The organism is Sphaerisporangium sp. NPDC049457 (genome assembly GCF_055586705.1).
In genome coordinates, this window is sequence record NZ_JBVJHR010000001.1 from 380278 (window position 1) to 396454 (window position 16177).

Sequence of the window (16177 nt, forward strand, 5' to 3'; positions counted from 1 at the left end):
CACACCGCCACGGACACGGCCGCACACACCGCCACGGACACGGCCGCACACACCGCCACGGACACGGCCGCACACACCGCCACGGACACGGCCGCACACACCGCCACGGACACGGCCGCAGACACGGCCGGAGACGCCGCCGGAGGCACCGCCGCGGTCCCGGCCGAACACAGGACCGAAGACAGAACCGGGGACACCGCCGGGGAGGTGGCCGGGGGAACCGCCGGGGAGGCGACCGGCGTGGTCGTCGACCTGCTGCCGCCCGACCGCGTCGTCCGTTACGCGGGCCAGCCGATCGCCGCCGTCGCCGCCGCGGGCCGGCGCGAGGCGCTCGCGACCGCGGCGACCGTAGAGATCACCTACGAGCAGCTCCCCGCCGCGCTCGACGACGCGCCCGGCGCGCCGTCCGTCTACGACGAGGACGAGCGGAAGCGGGCGCCCAGCCATGCCGAGGGGATGACCCTGCCGGCCCCCTGGAACGGCAACGTGCACGGTCCCTTCACCCGGATGAGCAGGCGCGGGCGCACCGCGGCGCGGCGCGTCCAGGACGCGCGGGCGGCCGGCGACCCGCGCCTGGTGACCGGCGCGTTCACCACCGCCGTGCAGGTGCACACCCCGCTGGAGCCGCACGCGTGCGTGGCCCGGTGGGACGGCGGCGACCTGCACCTGCACGTCTCCACCCAGGCCGTGGGCGTGGTCGCCGAGCAGGCCGCCAAGCGGTGGAGCCTGGCGCCCGGCCGGGTGCACGTCGTCGCCGAGCACGTCGGCGGCGGGTTCGGCGCCAAGGTGGGGATGACCGTCGAGACCGTCGCGGCCGTCGAACTGGCGCGGGCCTGTGGCGCGCCCGTGCGCGTCGTGCTCGGCCGCGACGAGGAGCTCGCCGCCGCCGGCAACCGGCCCGGCACCCGCACCGACATCGCCCTGCTCACCGACGACGAGGGGAACCTCGCCGCCCTCACCATGGACGTGCACGGCCGCGGCGGCGTGGCCGTCGGGTCGGGCGTCGCGATGCAGGCCCGGCTGATGTACGGCACGGCGCCCCGCCGGCTCCGCGACTTCGACGTGGTCACCAACGAGCCGCCCGGCGCGCCGTTCCGCGGCCCGGGGGCGCCGCCCATGCTGTGGGCGCTGGAGCAGGCCGTGGACGAGGTCGCGCACCGCCGCGGCGAGGACCCGATCGCGCTGCGCCGCCGCTGGGACGGCAACCGTAAGCGGCAGGCCCTGTACGAGTGGGCCGCCGCGCTGCCGGTGTGGGCCGGCCGTCCGGCGACCGGCGCGCAGTCGGGGCGCTTCCGCCGGGGCGTCGGGGTGGCCGCCGCCAACTGGTTCTACGCCGTGGACCCCGCGACCGAGGTGGAGCTGAGCGTCGAGGACGGCGTGGTAGTGGCCCGCACCGCCACCCAGGACGTCGGGACGGGCGTCCGCGGCGTGATCGCCGCCGTGCTGAGAGAGGAGCTGGGACTGCCCGCCGAGCGCGTCCGCGTCGAGATCGGCAGGACCGGCGCCGTGCACGGTCCCCTGGCGGCCAGCAGCCGCGGCACGGCGTCCGTGGCGCCCGCGGCGCGCGACGCGGCGCTGCGGCTGCGCCGCCTGGGCCTGACCGACGGCGCCCGAGTGGTCGGCAGGCGGCGCCGTGACCGGTACGGCTACCTCACGCCGTTCCCTGTGGGCGGCGTGGCGCTCGGCCGGGGGCTCAGCGGCGCGGTCCACGTCACCGAGGTGGAGGTCGACACCCGTCTCGGCGCCGTCCGGCCGCTGCGCGTCTGGGCGGGCGTCGCGGTGGGCCGCGTCTACGCCGAACGCCTGGCGCGCGGCCAGTGCGAGGGAGGCGTCGTCCAGGGCATCGGCTACGCCCTGTACGAGGAACGCCACGTCGACCCGGTGACCGGCGTCGTCCTCACCACCAGTCTGGACGACTATCACATACCCGGCATCGGCGACTGCCCGGAGATCGCCGTGCACTTCCACCGCGACGGATGGGACCACGTCAACGGGCGCGGCGTCGGGCTCGGCGAGGTCTCCACGATCGGCGTGGCCGCCTCGGTGGGCAACGCCGTCCACAACGCCACCGGCTGGCGCCCACGCGACCTACCCATCCGCCCCGACCGCCTCCTGCAAGGACTCCAAGGCCGATGACCCCCGCCCCGGCCAGCCCCTGGAGAAGATCGAAGGTCGATGGCCCTCCGCCTCGACCGGCTCCTGGAAGGGATCCAAGGCCGATGATCCTTCGTCTCGACCAGCCCTTGGAAGGGATCGAAAGCCGATGACCTCCCTTACCGACATCGGAGGGGCGGCGCTGCTCGGTGGCGAGTTGCGCGCCGGCGGCACCGACCTGATGTCGCGCCCCTCCGCCGGCCCGCACATCGACCTGAGCGGCCTGCCCGAGCTGTCCGGCGTCACCTGGCGGGCCGACGGCACGGTCCGCGTCGGCGCGCTGACCACGATCGCCGACCTGGCCGCCGACGAGCGGATCGCCGCCGCCCACCCGTCCCTGGCGCTGACCGCGGCCGCGGTGGCCACCCCGCAGATCCGCCGGACGGCCACGGTCGGCGGCAACCTGCTGCAACGCAACCGATGCGCCTACTTCCGCAACCCGGCGTTCTCCTGCTACCAGAGCGGCGGCGACGGCTGCCCCGCCCGGCGCGGGCTCACCCTGCGCACCGCCGTCGTGCACACCGGGCCGTGCGTCGCCCCGCACCCGTCGTCGCTGGCGATGGCGCTGCTCGGGTGCGAGGCGACGGTCGAGGTCAACAGGGAGGATCCGTTCCCCGTCGAGCGGCTGTACGGGGACGGCGCCGACCCGACGCGCGATCACCTGCTCGCTCCGGGATCCGTCCTGCTGGCCGTCGTCCTGCCGCCGCCGCTACCGGGGGAGCGTGCCGCCTACCACCGGGCGACCTCCAGGGCGCACGGCGAGTGGCCGCTGGTGGAGGCCGCGGTGCGGCTGGTCGTGGACGACGGGCGCGTCACGTTCGCCCGGGTGACCGCGGGCGGCGTCGCGCGCGTGCCTCTGCGCCTGCCCGAGGTCGAGGACGCCCTCCTGGCCGGCGAGCCGCCGGACCGCGCGGCCTCCCTGGCCGCCGCCCGCTGCACCCCGGCCCCCGAGAACGCCTACAAGGTCACCCTGCTCACCGGGACCGTCCTCACAACCCTGGAACAGGCCTGGCCCCCGCCGGCGCGGTGAGGTCGCGCCCGAAGGCGTCCACAGCCTGGGCGTGGCGTTCGAGCAGGACGGTGACGAGTTCGGGGGCCGGGCCGAGGGGGGCGGCGACCGTGTGGGCGCCGGCGGCCAGGGCGGTGTGCCGGACCTTGTCGGCGAAGTGGCCGGGGGCGAGCAGGTAGGGGGCCACCACCACGCGGGACGGGCGTTCGGGACGGGCCGGGCCGAGGCGGTCGCCGCCGGGACTCGGCGGCGGGGAGCCGTGCGGGTCGTCGATGGGTGGCGGCGGGAAGCCGTGCAGGTCGCCGGCGGGCGGCGGCGAAGAGTCGCGCGGGTCGTCGATGGGCGGTGGCGAGGGCGGGTGGGTGGCCAGCAGGCGGAGGACGGCCTGTTCCGGGGTGGGGGAGGCCGCGGAGGCGTAGGCCGGGGTGACCGAGTGCCAGCCGCGGGCGCGGCCCCAGTCGCGGGCCATCGCGGCGATCACCGCGTTGGCGCCCGCGTCGCTGGAGCCCGCCGAGACCAGGACCACGGCCGTGCCCGGGTCGCCGATCTCGACGCCGGCCTCGGCGAGCCGCCGCTCCAGCGCGGTGATCAGCAATGGGTGCGGTCCGAGCGCGGCGCCCTGGTGGACCCGCAGCGGCGGACGCGAGCGGCGGGGACGGGCCGATTCCTCGCGCGGGAAGGCGCGCCGTTCGCACTCCTCCGGCGCGGAGGGAGAGACGCGGTACGCCGGTTCCCGCAGGCGGGCGGCGCGGCGGGCGCGTTCCTCGCGCAGGGCGGCGGGGATGTCGACGCGGGTGTGGTAGGCCTCGGTGAGCAGCAGGGGGAGCACGACGGCGTCGTCCAAGGGGGCGAGCGCCTCGCGCAGCGAGGGCCGGGAGTGGTCGAGGTAGGCCGCGTGGACCGCCAGGCCGGGACGGGCGAGCCGCACCCGTTCGAGCAGCGCCTCCACCGTGGCGGAGGCACGCGGGTCGCGTGACCCGTGCGCCACCGCCACCAGGGGCACGCGACCCGGCAGGACGATCGAGGACCGGGGGCCGATCAGAGGTGGATGCCGCATTCGGTCTTGCCCAGGCCGGCCCAGCGGCCGCTGCGGGCGTCCTCTCCGGGGGCGACGCGGCGGGTGCAGGGCGCGCAGCCGATCGAGGGGTAGCCGTCGTAGTGCAGCGGGTTGATCAGCACACCGTTGTCGGCCATGTAGTTGTCGACGTCGTCCTGCGTCCAGCGGGCGATCGGGTTGACCTTGACCATCTGGCGCTTGGCGTCCCACTCGACGACCTTGGTGCCGGCCCGGGTGGGCGACTCGTCGCGGCGGATGCCGGAGATCCACGCCAGGTAGGGTTCGAGCGCGCGGTTCAGCGGCTCCACCTTGCGCAGGTAGCAGCACAGGTCGGGGTTGCGGCCGTGCAGGCGCGGGCCCAGCTCGCGGTCCTGCTCGGGGACCGTGCGGGACGGCTTCACGTTGATCAGGTTGACGTCGTACACCTGCTGGACGGCGTCACGCGTGCCGATGGTCTCGGCGAAGTGGTACCCGGTGTCGATGAACAGCACGTCCACTCCCGGCTTGACCCGGCTCACCAGGTCGATCAGGAGGGCGTCGCTCATCGAGGAGGTCAGACACAGCCGGTCGCCGAAGGTGGCCGCGGCCCAGCGGATGATCTCGCGGGCGGGGGCGTCCTCGAGGAACTCGGCGGCCGACTCGACGATGCCACGCAGGTCGAGCACGCCGCGCTGTCGCTCCAGGCCGGCTTCTATCTCCACCAGTGTCATGACTCGCTCACTACTCCTCGGTCTTCAATGTGTGCGGGCGCCGCCGGGCACAGGGGTGCCCGGGGCTCGCCGCTGTTCATGAACGCACGCCGATGCCGAGGAACCTCAGCTTGAAGGCGCGGGCGCACGAGCGGCAGTACCAGCCGCCGTCGCCCTCATAGGGTTCGAGGTCCTCTTCGCCGCAGTACGGGCAGTGGAACGGGACCGCGCGCTCGGTCACGCGTCCCTCCCATCTGCGGCGGGGCGGTCGGGGGTCCTCACTTGAGGTCCGCCTCCTCGGCGCGCTGCACCCATTCGGCGAAGGTCTCGTCGTCGTTCTTCTGGCTCTGGTAGTTCTTCAGGACGCGCTCGATGTAGTCGGGCAGCTCGTCCGCCGTGGCCTTGAGCCCGCGCACCTTGCGGCCGAACCCGGCGTTCACGCCGAGGGACCCGCCGAGGTGGATCTGGAAGCCCTCGACCTGGTTGCCGTTCGGGTCGGTGACCAGCTGGCCCTTCAGCCCGATGTCGGCCACCTGGATGCGGGCGCAGGAGTTCGGGCAGCCGTTCACGTTGATGGTGAGCGGGTCGGCGAAGTCGGGCAGGCGGCGCTCCAGCTCGTCGATGAGGTTCGAGGCCAGCCCCTTGGTCTCGACGATCGCCAGCTTGCAGTATTCGATGCCGGTGCAGGCCATCGTCTGGCGGCGGAAGGTGCTCGGGGTGACCTGCAGGTCGGCGGCCTCCAGGTCGGCGACGATGCCGTCCACCTTGTCCGGCGCGATGTCGAGGATGACCATCTTCTGCTCGACGGTGGTGCGGACGCGGTCGGAGCCGTACCGCTCGGCGATGTCGGCGATGAGGTGCAGCTTGTCGCCGTCCAGCCGCCCGACCTTGGGCGCGAAGCCGACGTAGAAGTTGCCGTCCTTCTGCGGGTGCACGCCCACGTGGTCGCGGCGGCCGCCGCGCGGGAGCTCGGGGGCGGGCCCGTCCGGCAGCGTGTAGCCGAGGTACTCCTTCTCGAGCACCTCGCGGAACCGCTCGACCCCCCAGTCGTTGACCAGGAACTTGATGCGGGCGCGGTGGCGGAGCCGGCGGTATCCGTAGTCGCGGAAGATGCCGATCACCCCGGCCCACACCTCGTGGACCTGGTCGGGGCGGACGAAGGCGCCGAGCCGCTTGGCCAGCATCGGGTTGGTGGACAGGCCGCCGCCCACCCACAGGTCGAAGCCCGTCTCGCCCTGCTCGTTGACGACTCCGACGAAGGCGACGTCGTTGATCTCGTGCACCGTGCAGTGGGCCGGGCAGCCGCTCATCGCCGACTTGAACTTGCGGGGGAGGTTGGAGAACGCCTTGTCGCCGATGTAGCGGGCGACGGTCTCGTCGAGCTGGGGCGTCGCGTCGATCACCTCGTCGGCGTCGATGCCGGCCAGCGGGCAGCCGAGCATGACGCGGGGGGTGTCGCCGCAGGCCTCGGTGGTCGACAGGCCGACGGCCTCCAGGGCCTCCCAGATGGCCGGCACCGACTCGACCTCGATCCAGTGGAGCTGGATGTTCTGCCGGTCGGTGACGTCCGCCGTCCCGCGCGCATAGGTGTTGGCGATGTGGGCGATCGTGCGCAGCTGCGCGAGGGAGAGCTGCCCGCCGTCGATGCGGACGCGCAGCATGAAGTAGCGGTCGTCGAGCTCCTCGGGCTCAAGGACGGCCGTCTTGCCGCCGTCGATGCCGGGCTTGCGCTGGGTGTAGAGGCCGAACCAGCGGAAACGGCCGCGCAGGTCGGCCGGGTCGATGGAGTCGAAGCCCTGCTTGGAGTAGACGTCGATGATCCGCTGACGGACGTTCAGCCCGTCGTCGTTCTTCTTGTTCTCTTCGTTCTTGTTGAGCGGCTCGCGGTAACCGAGAGCCCACTGACCTTCACCACGCGGGCGCTTGTGGTGGCGGCTGGCTGGCCGGGGCGGGCTGGTCATGGGGCGTCCTTTGCCGAGAATGGTCGTCGGGTCGCACGGACGCTCGTGAGCAGGCCGCCTGACGTCTCAAGATGTGAGACGTGAGCGCATGGAAAAGGACGCCTGTCACGCGCCCGTGCTGGCGAGAGTCAACAGGGGGCGACGGTCAACAAGCGTCACAACAGATGGCACTGCGGACACGCAGGAAGTCGACGTGACGTCGCACGACGAGAAGCGGGTCCGCTGGCATGCCCCAAACGATACCCGCCGCGTGCGCGATGTCCAATATCGGGTCCACACTTTGGGATATGGTGCCCCTTTTGGTAGGGGTCACCACGTACAGGTAGGGGTGCCGGCACCCCACTGGGGTCGCCCGCCGGCCGATCAGGTGAGGGCCTGCGCCCGGCCCGGCGGGCGGCCGTCGCCGGGCGGGCCGGCGAACGCCTGGGCCACCGACAGCCACGCGGCCGCCGTGTCGCCGCGGATCTCCAGCGAGGTGTCGGCCAGGCCGCAGCGCTGGGTCACCAGCAGGCAGAAGTCGAGGACGGGGCCGCGCACCAGGTCCGCGGCGCCCTCCGGGCCGCGGTTCCACGGCGTGCCGTCCGGGAGCGTCAGCTCCACCCGCACCGGGTCCTCGGGCGGGTCCAGGCCGCGGACCGCGAAGCCGTACGGCATCGCGCGCACGCCGAGATCGGCCACGTGCCGCAGCCGGGCGGTCGGCACCCGTACGATGCCGAGCGCGTCCGCCACGTCCTGCCCGTGCGCCCAGGTCTCCATCAGCCTGGCGGTGACGAAGGACATGGCCGACATGTCGGGCCCGTACCACGGCAGCCGCGTCTTGGGGTCGAGCTCGCCGAAGGCGTCCAGGCTCCGGGCGCGCGCCGTCCTGAACCAGTCGAGGACCTGCTCGGGCGACAGGCTGCGCGTCGCGACGGCGATCTCGTCCACCGCGGCGTCCCCCCGGGCCGTCAGGGCCGGCAGCGCGGCGCGGAAGCCCTCGGGGTCGGTCGCGGCCGTGGTCGCCGCGTCGTCGAACCACGCCAGGTGGCTGATCTGGTCGCGCACGGCCCACCCCTTCGCGGGCGTCGCGAGCTCCCAGCCCGCCGCGTCCAGCGTCCGGATCATGGCCGTCAGCTCCGCGCTCTCGGCCCGGAGATCGGTCAGCAGCTCGGACATGGAGACGGCCACGGGCACCTCCGTGTTGCATGTGCTTGCGTCAGCGTAACCGAGTGTTGTTCTAGAAGGAACAGGAGGAAAATAGGGGATGTGATCTGCGAAGAATGCAAAGATCACCGGCACGACGACTGCCGGGGCGGCTCCTGGTGCGACTGTCAGCACCGGCCCGCCGACGAGCCCCGCGAAAGCATGCTCGTCTGGTCCCACACCAGCTGACACGACGACCAAGGCGGCGCGCCGCCTCCCCGCCGTACGGCACTCGCGCCGATGGCCGTTCACGTCGGCCCGGCGGGCTTCCCTTCCGCCCGGTGCGGCGCTGCGTGCTCAAGGACGGGCGCCAGTCCGTCGAGCATGGTGCGCAGGCCGAGTTCGAAGATCGCGTCGAGGTCGAGATCGTAGCCGTCCTCCGCCAAGGCCGCCATGAGCCCGGCGAAGGCCGGGTACCGGCCGCTGGCGGCGATGGAGCCCAGGGCCGGGCCGTGGAGGTCCATCCACTCCTGCTCCGACAGGCCGGTGGCGGCCTGGGCGTGGGCCTCCCGTTCGAGGTTCACCGCCAGGCCCTGCACATAGCTGTAGAGCAGCACCTGCAGGTTGAGCATGGTGACCGGGGTAAGGCCGTGCCCGTCGAGTGCGGCGAGGACCCGTTCGCCGTGCATCAGCAGGTTGGGCAGCGGCAGGGGTCTGGTGAGCGGGCTGAGCTGGGCGAGCCAGGGGTGGCGGCGGTGCAGCGCCCACATGGCGCGGACGCTCTCCTCCAGCAGGGCCCGCCAGCCCGCCGGCCGCTGCGGCGGATACACGTGCTCGCCGAAGGCCGTGTCGGCCATCAGCAGCGTGAGCTCGTCCCTTCCCGCGACATGGCGGTAGATCGACATGGTGGCCGCGCCGAGCCGGGCGGCGACGCCGCGCATGGACAGCGCCTCCAGCCCTTCGGCGTCGGCGATCTCGATCGCGGCGCGCACGACCCGCTCGCGGGTCAGCTCCTGCTCGGGACGCCACTGCTCTGGACGCCCCCGGCCGGGATGCGCCGGCGAAGGGGAGGGGCGCGCCTTGCGGGGCGACTCCGGCTCGGACGCGCCGCGGGCGCCGGGGTCCGTGGCGGGCGCGGTAGCGGGGCCGGACTTCGCGACGCGGGCGCCGGAGGTCGTGCCGGCGGCGCTGCCGGATGCACGCCCCGCGACGACGGTGCTGCCGGGGGTGGGCTCCGCGACGACGGTGCCGACGCGGGGTAGGGCGCGGACGACCCCTTCCTGTCTCAGGGTGTTCAGCGCCTTGGCGGCGGTGGCGAGCGCGACGCCCCACTGCCGGGCGATCTGCCGGGTCGAAGGCACGCGGTCACCGGGGGCGAGCCGCCCCTCGGCGACCCACTGGCGGATGTCGGCGACGATGCGCCGGTACGGCGGCTGAACGGCACTGGACACGACTCCGCACCTCCTCCTCTGTTCTAGAACAGATGCTAGCGGAAGGGGGCTGCCGCATCGCCTGTACTAGTACATATCAGCAGCTCAGGTGGTTGTCATGCTGGTGGCGTACGTTGTACATTCACATTCGCGTACAACGTGACAAGAGGAGAACAGATGACCACCGTGCTCATTTCCGGCGCAGGTGTGGCGGGGTCGGCGCTGGCGTACTGGCTGCACCGCCACGGTCTCGCCCCGACCCTGGTGGAGCGTGCTCCCGCCCTCCGTCCCGGCGGGCAGGCGATCGACATCCGCGGTGTGGCTCTGGAGGTGGCCGAGCGCATGGACCTGCTGGAGCCGCTGCGGCGCGTGCGCACCACGATGCGCGGCATGTCCATGCTGGACGCCGACGGCGCCGAGATCATGCGTTCCACCGAGCGCACCATCAGCAGCGGCCCGCTGGACGGCGACGACATCGAGGTGCTGAGGGAGGACCTCGTCGGGCTGCTGTACGAGCGGACGGCGGGGAACGCCGAGTACGTGTTCGGCGACTCGATCGCTGCGATCGAGCAGCGTGAGGACGGCGTGCGCGTCGAGTTCGAGGCGGGCCCGCCGCGCGTCTTCGACCTCGTGGTCGGCGCGGACGGGCTGCATTCGGCGGTGCGGCGGCTGGCGTTCGGCCCCGAGAGCGCGTTCGTCCACCACCTCGGTATGTACGTGGCCGTCTACACCACCGAGAACATGCTGAACCTGGACGACTGGCAGGTGTGGATCCGCGACGGCGACGCCGGTGGCGGCGTCTATCCCGCGCGCGGCAACACTGAGCTGCGGGTCAACCTCGGGTTCGCCTCGGAGCCGCTGACCTTCGACCACCGCGACCTTGACGCCCAGCGCCGGCTCCTCGCCGACCGCCTCGGCAAGATGGGCTGGGAGATCCCGCGGCTGCTGGAGGCCATGTGGCGGGCGCCGGACTTCTACTTCGACGCGATGGCCCAGGTCCGGGCCGAGTCCTGGGCGCGCGGGCGGGTGGCCCTGGTCGGTGACGCCGGCTACTGCGCCTCACCGCTGTCCGGCCAGGGCACCAGCCTCGCGCTGGTCGGCGCGTACGTCCTGGCCGCCGAGCTGGCCGCCGAGCCGGCCGCCGCCGGCGGCGACCACCGGCGGGCCTTCGACCGGTACGAGCGGCGCGTGCGTCCCTTCGCCGAGCTCAACCAGGCGCTGGCCACCGAGAACCCTGGCGGTCCCGCCGCACAGGAGTCCATCGACCTGGCGAAGAACGCGATCGCGCTGGACGGGTGAACCGCGCCGGGGGCTTGGCCGGGGTTGACCTGGGCTTTTCCGGCTATTCGCTGGAAATCGGCGGTTACCATTGGAGGTCGTTCATGCCTGGCAGATAGGGCGGCGCTTCAGGGGGTAGACGCCACGCTAGGAGATCGTTACACGGTGGGGTCGTGGTAGAGCCATGTTGCGAATACCTTTGGATGCCATGACGTCCACCGACGCTCCTACCAGGTCTCCCGGCACTTCCCGCCGGGCGACCCGCTGGAGGTTGGTCAGGGCCAAGGCCAGGCGCAACGCCGCCGCCGGCCTGACGGCCGTGCGCGGCTCCAGGACCTGGGGCCGGGGATCCAAGACCTGGAGCGCCATGCGCGAGTCGCGTCTGTGGGCTCTGGTCCGCGCCACCACGGTGGCCGGTTTCAACTTCCGCGTCACCGGCCTCGCCGGCGAGGCCGCGTTCTTCGCCCTGCTGTCCCTTCCCCCTTTCGTCCTCGGGCTCATCGGCCTGCTCGGGCACATGAGCGGCATCCTCGGCCCCGGCACCGTGGCCGAGACCCGCGGCTGGGTGCTGCGGCAGTCGCAGCTGCTGTTCACCGGCGACACCGTCGAACGGGTGGTGCGGCCGCTGCTGGACGACGTGCTGCGGGGCGGCCAGGTGTCGCTCATCTCGGTGGGCTTCCTGCTCGCGCTGTGGTCGGGCTCGCGGGCCCTGTTCGTCTACGTCGACCTGATCTCCATCGCCTACGGGCTCGGCGAGACCCGGGGCATCATCCGCACGCGCATCCTGTCGTTCGGCCTCTATCTGGCGGCGCTGCTCATCGGCCTGATCGTTATCCCGGTGCTGGTGGTCGGGCCGACGATCCTGTCCAACGCCCTGCCGCAGTACAGCGGCCTGGTGGGAGTCCTGTACTGGCCGGTGGTCGTGCTCGGCTCGGTGCTCGTCCTCACCGTGCTGTACCACGTGAGCGTCCCCGTGCGCACCCGCTGGTGGCGCGAGGTGCCGGGGGCGCTGCTCGCGCTGCTGATCTGGATCGTCTGCGCGGCGGTGCTCCGCGAGGTGCTGGCGGCCTGGTTCACGCCGCTGTCGATCTACGGTTCCCTCGCCGCGCCCATCGCCGTGCTGCTCTGGTTGTACATCACGGCGCTCGCGGTGCTCATCGGGGCCACGCTCAACGCCGAAGTGGACCGGCTGTGGCCGGGTGGCGGGCTCGGCAGAAACGGCGAGTCCGCTATCGTCTAATCGTCGAAACGCGACGTGACCGGCGCGGCTGGGTGGGGGCTACCACCAGGGAGCGAAGAGGTCGGAGGCCGGGCGCCTGGGTCTCCGCCGGAGCCAACGAAGGGTAGGGCCATGACTTCTCTTGCGGACGTCGACCCCCAGATCGCCGAGCTGATCAGGGCGGAGGAGCGCCGTCAGGCCGACACCGTCAAGCTGATCCCCTCGGAGAACTACGTCTCCAAGGCCGTTCTGGAGGCGACCGGCACCGTCCTCACCAACAAGTACTCCGAGGGCTACGCCGGAAAGCGCTACTACGAGGGCCAGCAGGTGATCGACCAGATCGAGACCCTGGCCATCGAGCGCGCCAAGTCGCTGTTCGGCGTCAACCACGCCAACGTCCAGCCGTACTCCGGCTCGCCGGCCAACCTGGCCATCTACATGGCCTTCCTCAACCCCGGCGACACCGTCATGGGCATGGGCCTGCCCTTCGGCGGCCACCTCACCCACGGCTGGTCGGTCTCGGCCACCGGCAAGTGGTTCAACCCGGTCAGGTACGGCGTTCGTCAGGACACCGGCCGCATCGACATGGACGAGGTGCGGGCGATCGCCCTGGAGCACCGTCCCAAGCTCATCTTCTGCGGCGGCACCGCCATCCCGCGCACGATCGACTTCCCGGCCTTCGCCGAGATCGCCCGCGAGGTCGGGGCCGTCCTGGCCGCCGACATCGCCCACATCGCGGGCCTGATCGCCGGCGGTGCGCACCCCTCGCCGGTGGGGCACGCCGACGTCATCTCGACCACCACGCACAAGACGCTGCGCGGCCCGCGCGGCGCCATGCTGATGGCCACCGACGACGAGCACGCCAAGGCGCTCAACAAGGCGGTGTTCCCCGGCCTGCAGGGCGGTCCGCACAACCACACCACCGCCGCCATCGCCGTCGCGCTGCGCGAGGCGTCGACCGACGGTTTCAAGGCCTACGCCCGCCAGGTCGTCGTCAACGCCAAGGCGCTCGCCGAGGAGCTCTCGGGCCGCGGCTTCGAGCTGGTCTCCGGCGGCACCGACAACCACCTCATCCTGATCGATCTCACCTCCAAGGGCGTCGCCGGCAAGCCTGCCGCGCAGGCCCTCGACCGGGCCGGCCTGGAGACCAACTACAACACCGTGCCGTTCGACCCGCGCAAGCCGTTCGACCCGTCGGGCCTGCGCATCGGCACCCCGTCGATCACCAGCCGCGGCATGGGCGAGAGCGAGATGCGGCAGATCGGCGCCTGGATGGACGAGGTCGTCACCGCGCTGGCCAAGGGGGACGCCGAGGAGGTCATCGCCCGCGTCCACGGCGAGGTCAGCGAGCTGACCGCCAAGTTCCCCGCCCCCGGCCTGAGCTGAGCCGCCGCCGGGGCGCCGCCGCGATGAGGGTTGGCGCGCCGCGGCGGCTAAATGTGTTGCCCGTGTGAGCCGGGTCCGCGATAAAGTGGGCCCGGCTTCGCCGTTCACAGGGGACGGCGGCACTGATCGGCGGGAGGTGAGGGTAATGCGGGTCTTTCTGATCGCCATGCCCCGATTCATTTCCTCCCGGGTGGCCGCCGCGCGCTGAAGCCGCAGGCACCCGGTTGTTCCGAAAGGTGCCTCAGTTGACCACCTCTGGTCATGAACTCTCTTTTCTCGGCTGGGACGACTCCCTGGCCGCAGAACTTCCGGGCGGCACCGTCCCCGCCCGGGTGGCCCGCGTCGACCGCGGCGCCGCCGACGTCATCACCGCCGACGGGCACCACCACGCCCAGTACGCCGCCCCCCTGCGGCGCGCGACGGCGGCCGACCCCGTGGCGCTGCCCTGCGTCGGCGACTGGGCCGCCGTCAACCGGCTGCCCGAGGGTCGCTACGAGCTGGAGGCCATCCTGCCGCGCAGGACCGCCTTCGTGCGCGGCGGCGTGCGGCGCGTGTCCAAGGACGGCCTGTCCGGCGACTCCCAGGGCCAGGTGCTGGCCGCCAACGTCGACGTGGTGTTCGTCGCCGAGCCCGCCATGCACGCCACCGACTTCGCCGACCTCGGCCGGGTCGAGCGGCTGCTCGCCCTCGCCTGGGAGAGCGGGGCGCGGCCCGTCGTGCTGATCACCAAGGCCGACCTGGTCGGCGAGCACCTCGCCGGCCTGCTGGACGACGTGGCGGCGGCGGCCCCCGGCGTCGACCTGCACGCCGTCTCCTCGATCACGGGGGAGGGGGTGGAGGTCGTGCGAGGGCACCTCGACGGCTCCCGCACCGCCGTGATCCTCGGGGCGTCGGGCGCGGGCAAGTCGACGCTGGTCAACGCGCTGGCCGGTGAGCAGGTGATGGAGACCCAGCAGGTGCGCGCGGGCGACGGCCGCGGCCGGCACACCACCGTGCACCGCGAGCTGATCCCGCTCGCCGGCGGCGGCCTGATCATCGACACGCCCGGCATCCGCCGTGTGGGACTGTACGAGATGAGCCAGGGCGTCGACCTGGTGTTCTCCGACATCGACGAGCTGGCCGAGCAGTGCCGGTTCACCGACTGCGCCCACAACAGCGAGCCAGGCTGCGCCGTCCTGTCGGCGCTGGAGTCGGGGGAGCTGCCCGAGCGCCGGCTGGAGAGCTGGCGCAAGCTCCAGCGCGAGGCGGCGTGGATGGCCAGGCGCGGCGACGCGCGCCTCCAGTCGGAGGCGACCCGCCAGTGGAAGATCGTCCACAGGTCCATGCGCGGCAGGAACCGTCCCTGACGCGAGGGGGCGCCGTTCCGTCGCGCGCGGCGCCCCTCGCGTGGGTGACGGCACGGTGCGGCGGCGACGGCTCCGGGACGGGACCGGTGGCGGACACGTGGAGATGCGCGGAGATGCGCGGAGATGCGCTCGGCGGGTCGTCGCCGCCGGGCGCGGGTGTGGCCGAGGGACGGGGGTGGGCCGGTGGAGGCGTAGGTTGAAGGTATGGGCGACGGCCGGCGGGTGTTCCTGCCCTTCGCCGACAGGGCGGAGGCGGGGATCCTGCTGGCTGACATCCTGGCCGAGGCCGGCCTCGCCGATCCGGTCGTGCTCGCCCTGCCGCGCGGCGGCGTGGCGGTGGCGGCGCCGATCGCCGAACGCCTGGGCGCGCCGATGGACGTCCTGGTCACCCGCAAGATCGGCCACCCCTGGCAGCCGGAGCTCGGCATGGGCGCGATCGCCGAGGGCGGAGAGCCGGTGTTCGACGCCGAGCTTCTGTCCCAGCTCGGGACCACCGCGGAGGAGCTGACGCCGGTGGTCGTGCGCGAGCGGGCCGAGCTTGCCAGGCGGGTCAGGGCCTACCGGGGCGAGCACCCGCTCGTCGCGACGGCGGGACGCGACGTCGTCGTCGTGGACGACGGGCTGGCGACCGGGGGGACGGCTCGGGCGGCGCTGCGGGCTGTGCGGGCGACGGGGCCGCGCCGGTTGCTGCTGGCGGTGCCGGTGGGGTCGTCGCGCACGGTGAAGGCGCTCGGCGAGGAGGCCGACGATGTCGTCGTGCTCGCCACACCGCCGGGCTTCCACGCCGTCGGACAGTGGTATGAGCGGTTCGACCAGCTCACCGACGCGGACGTCCTGCGTCTGCTGCGGCGTGAGCCGTGACAGAGGGACGGCGTGAGCCGCCGGGGGAGAACTCCTGGGGCGCGGCGGCGGTCCGGCCGGCTGCGCCGCGCCCGTTCGGAGCGACGATGATGGGGGCCGCCCGTCTCAGCGGGCGGGAGAGCGGTGGGCGTCTTCCGGGGGGAGGGCACCCGCATGATCATGCGGCAATTGCGGCCCTGGAGGCGTACAGGATCGGAGAAGCCGCATGATCATGCTTGAGGGATCATGCCGGTGGAGGTTCAGGCAGCACTGATGCCCGCGCTGGCGGCGCGCCGCATGCGCCGACGACGCTCGGACGCCCGCTCGTCCTCGTTGAGCCCGCCCCACGTGCCGTACTTCTCGGGACGTGAAAGGGCGTAGTCGAGGCACTCGGCGCGGACTGGGCACTGGGCGCAGATGGCCTTGGCCTTGCGCTCACGGATGTCGCGCTCCGGCTGACGCTCGCCGTCAGGGCCGAAGAACAGCACAAGGTCCTCTCCCCGGCACGCGGCGTCATCCTGCCATCCCCAACTGGGGCGCGGGCGGGCGATCTGCCGACGTACCTGAGACATGAGAAACCACCTTAGGTGAGTAGGTGAGAGGTATTTCGTGTTTGTGCCGCATTGGACGCATATGGCGTCCCTCGTTCCAACGCTGTGATAGGCCGAGGTGTTCCCGGCTCCAAA

The 16177-nt window shown here is 72.7% G+C and carries 14 protein-coding genes and 1 riboswitch; of the genes, 7 read left to right on the forward strand and 7 right to left on the reverse strand.

Going from position 1 to position 16177, the window contains the following annotated elements; translation table 11 throughout:
* The first annotated feature begins 207 nt into the window (after nucleotides 1-207).
* Together ACZ6QO_RS01635 and ACZ6QO_RS01640 are read left to right on the forward strand one after the other, a co-directional pair.
* Nucleotides 208-2136 (forward strand): xanthine dehydrogenase family protein molybdopterin-binding subunit, encoded by a 1929-nt coding sequence (locus ACZ6QO_RS01635; protein ID WP_465846621.1) that lies wholly within the window; start codon nucleotides 208-210, stop codon nucleotides 2134-2136.
* Between the two features lie 127 nt (nucleotides 2137-2263).
* The gene (locus ACZ6QO_RS01640) at nucleotides 2264-3184 is read left to right on the forward strand and encodes an FAD binding domain-containing protein (RefSeq protein WP_465846623.1); all 921 of its coding nucleotides are present in this window, start codon (nucleotides 2264-2266) and stop codon (nucleotides 3182-3184) included.
* On the opposite strand, the gene ACZ6QO_RS01645 is transcribed toward ACZ6QO_RS01640, so the two are convergent.
* The 6 genes from ACZ6QO_RS01645 to ACZ6QO_RS01670 all read right to left on the reverse strand — a co-directional run bounded on the left by ACZ6QO_RS01645 (nucleotide 3144) and on the right by ACZ6QO_RS01670 (nucleotide 9443).
* Nucleotides 3144-4220 carry a sirohydrochlorin chelatase gene (locus tag ACZ6QO_RS01645; protein ID WP_465846624.1) on the reverse strand — a complete coding sequence of 359 codons (1077 nt, stop codon included), beginning with the start codon at nucleotides 4218-4220 and terminating at the stop codon, nucleotides 3144-3146. The genes ACZ6QO_RS01640 and ACZ6QO_RS01645 overlap by 41 nt on opposite strands.
* Nucleotides 4202-4930, reverse strand: coding sequence for a phosphoadenylyl-sulfate reductase (locus ACZ6QO_RS01650; RefSeq protein ID WP_465846626.1), 729 nt, complete (start codon nucleotides 4928-4930; stop codon nucleotides 4202-4204). The genes ACZ6QO_RS01645 and ACZ6QO_RS01650 overlap by 19 nt, the downstream gene beginning before the upstream one ends.
* A gap of 76 nt (nucleotides 4931-5006) precedes the next feature.
* Nucleotides 5007-5150: an Insertion element protein gene (locus tag ACZ6QO_RS01655; protein WP_380840495.1), complete on the reverse strand. Its 144-nt coding sequence runs from the start codon at nucleotides 5148-5150 to the stop codon at nucleotides 5007-5009.
* 37 nt (nucleotides 5151-5187) lie between these two features.
* Entirely contained in the window at nucleotides 5188-6870 is a 1683-nt protein-coding gene (locus ACZ6QO_RS01660) for a nitrite/sulfite reductase (protein WP_465846628.1), read from the reverse strand.
* A gap of 363 nt (nucleotides 6871-7233) precedes the next feature.
* Nucleotides 7234-8037, reverse strand: a complete 804-nt coding sequence (locus tag ACZ6QO_RS01665) for a TIGR03084 family metal-binding protein (protein WP_465846630.1) — start codon at nucleotides 8035-8037, stop codon at nucleotides 7234-7236.
* 263 nt (nucleotides 8038-8300) lie between these two features.
* Nucleotides 8301-9443: a TetR/AcrR family transcriptional regulator C-terminal domain-containing protein gene (locus ACZ6QO_RS01670; protein ID WP_465846632.1), complete on the reverse strand. Its 1143-nt coding sequence runs from the start codon at nucleotides 9441-9443 to the stop codon at nucleotides 8301-8303.
* Nucleotides 9444-9599: 156 nt separating this feature from the next.
* Here ACZ6QO_RS01670 and ACZ6QO_RS01675 point away from each other — a divergent pair, with 156 nt between their 5' ends.
* The 5 genes from ACZ6QO_RS01675 (at nucleotide 9600) to ACZ6QO_RS01695 (ending at nucleotide 15512) form a co-directional block, all read left to right on the forward strand.
* Nucleotides 9600-10721, forward strand: a complete 1122-nt coding sequence (locus tag ACZ6QO_RS01675; RefSeq protein ID WP_465846633.1) for an FAD-dependent monooxygenase — start codon at nucleotides 9600-9602, stop codon at nucleotides 10719-10721.
* Between the two features lie 187 nt (nucleotides 10722-10908).
* Nucleotides 10909-11940: a YihY/virulence factor BrkB family protein gene (locus ACZ6QO_RS01680; protein ID WP_465846634.1), complete on the forward strand. Its 1032-nt coding sequence runs from the start codon at nucleotides 10909-10911 to the stop codon at nucleotides 11938-11940.
* 5 nt (nucleotides 11941-11945) lie between these two features.
* A riboswitch (ZMP/ZTP riboswitch) is annotated at nucleotides 11946-12029 on the forward strand.
* Nucleotides 12030-12051: 22 nt separating this feature from the next.
* Nucleotides 12052-13305 carry a serine hydroxymethyltransferase gene (glyA, locus tag ACZ6QO_RS01685; RefSeq protein WP_465846635.1) on the forward strand — a complete coding sequence of 418 codons (1254 nt, stop codon included), beginning with the start codon at nucleotides 12052-12054 and terminating at the stop codon, nucleotides 13303-13305.
* 236 nt (nucleotides 13306-13541) lie between these two features.
* Complete coding sequence (rsgA, locus tag ACZ6QO_RS01690) at nucleotides 13542-14651, forward strand: ribosome small subunit-dependent GTPase A (RefSeq protein ID WP_465846637.1); 1110 nt, start codon at nucleotides 13542-13544, stop codon at nucleotides 14649-14651.
* Nucleotides 14652-14855: 204 nt separating this feature from the next.
* Complete coding sequence (locus ACZ6QO_RS01695; RefSeq protein ID WP_465846639.1) at nucleotides 14856-15512, forward strand: phosphoribosyltransferase; 657 nt, start codon at nucleotides 14856-14858, stop codon at nucleotides 15510-15512.
* A gap of 239 nt (nucleotides 15513-15751) precedes the next feature.
* Here the strand turns inward: ACZ6QO_RS01695 and ACZ6QO_RS01700 are convergent, their stop codons facing one another.
* On the reverse strand, nucleotides 15752-16063 hold the full coding sequence (locus ACZ6QO_RS01700) for a WhiB family transcriptional regulator (RefSeq protein WP_093171423.1): 312 nt from the start codon (nucleotides 16061-16063) through the stop codon (nucleotides 15752-15754).
* Nucleotides 16064-16177 lie beyond the last annotated feature (114 nt).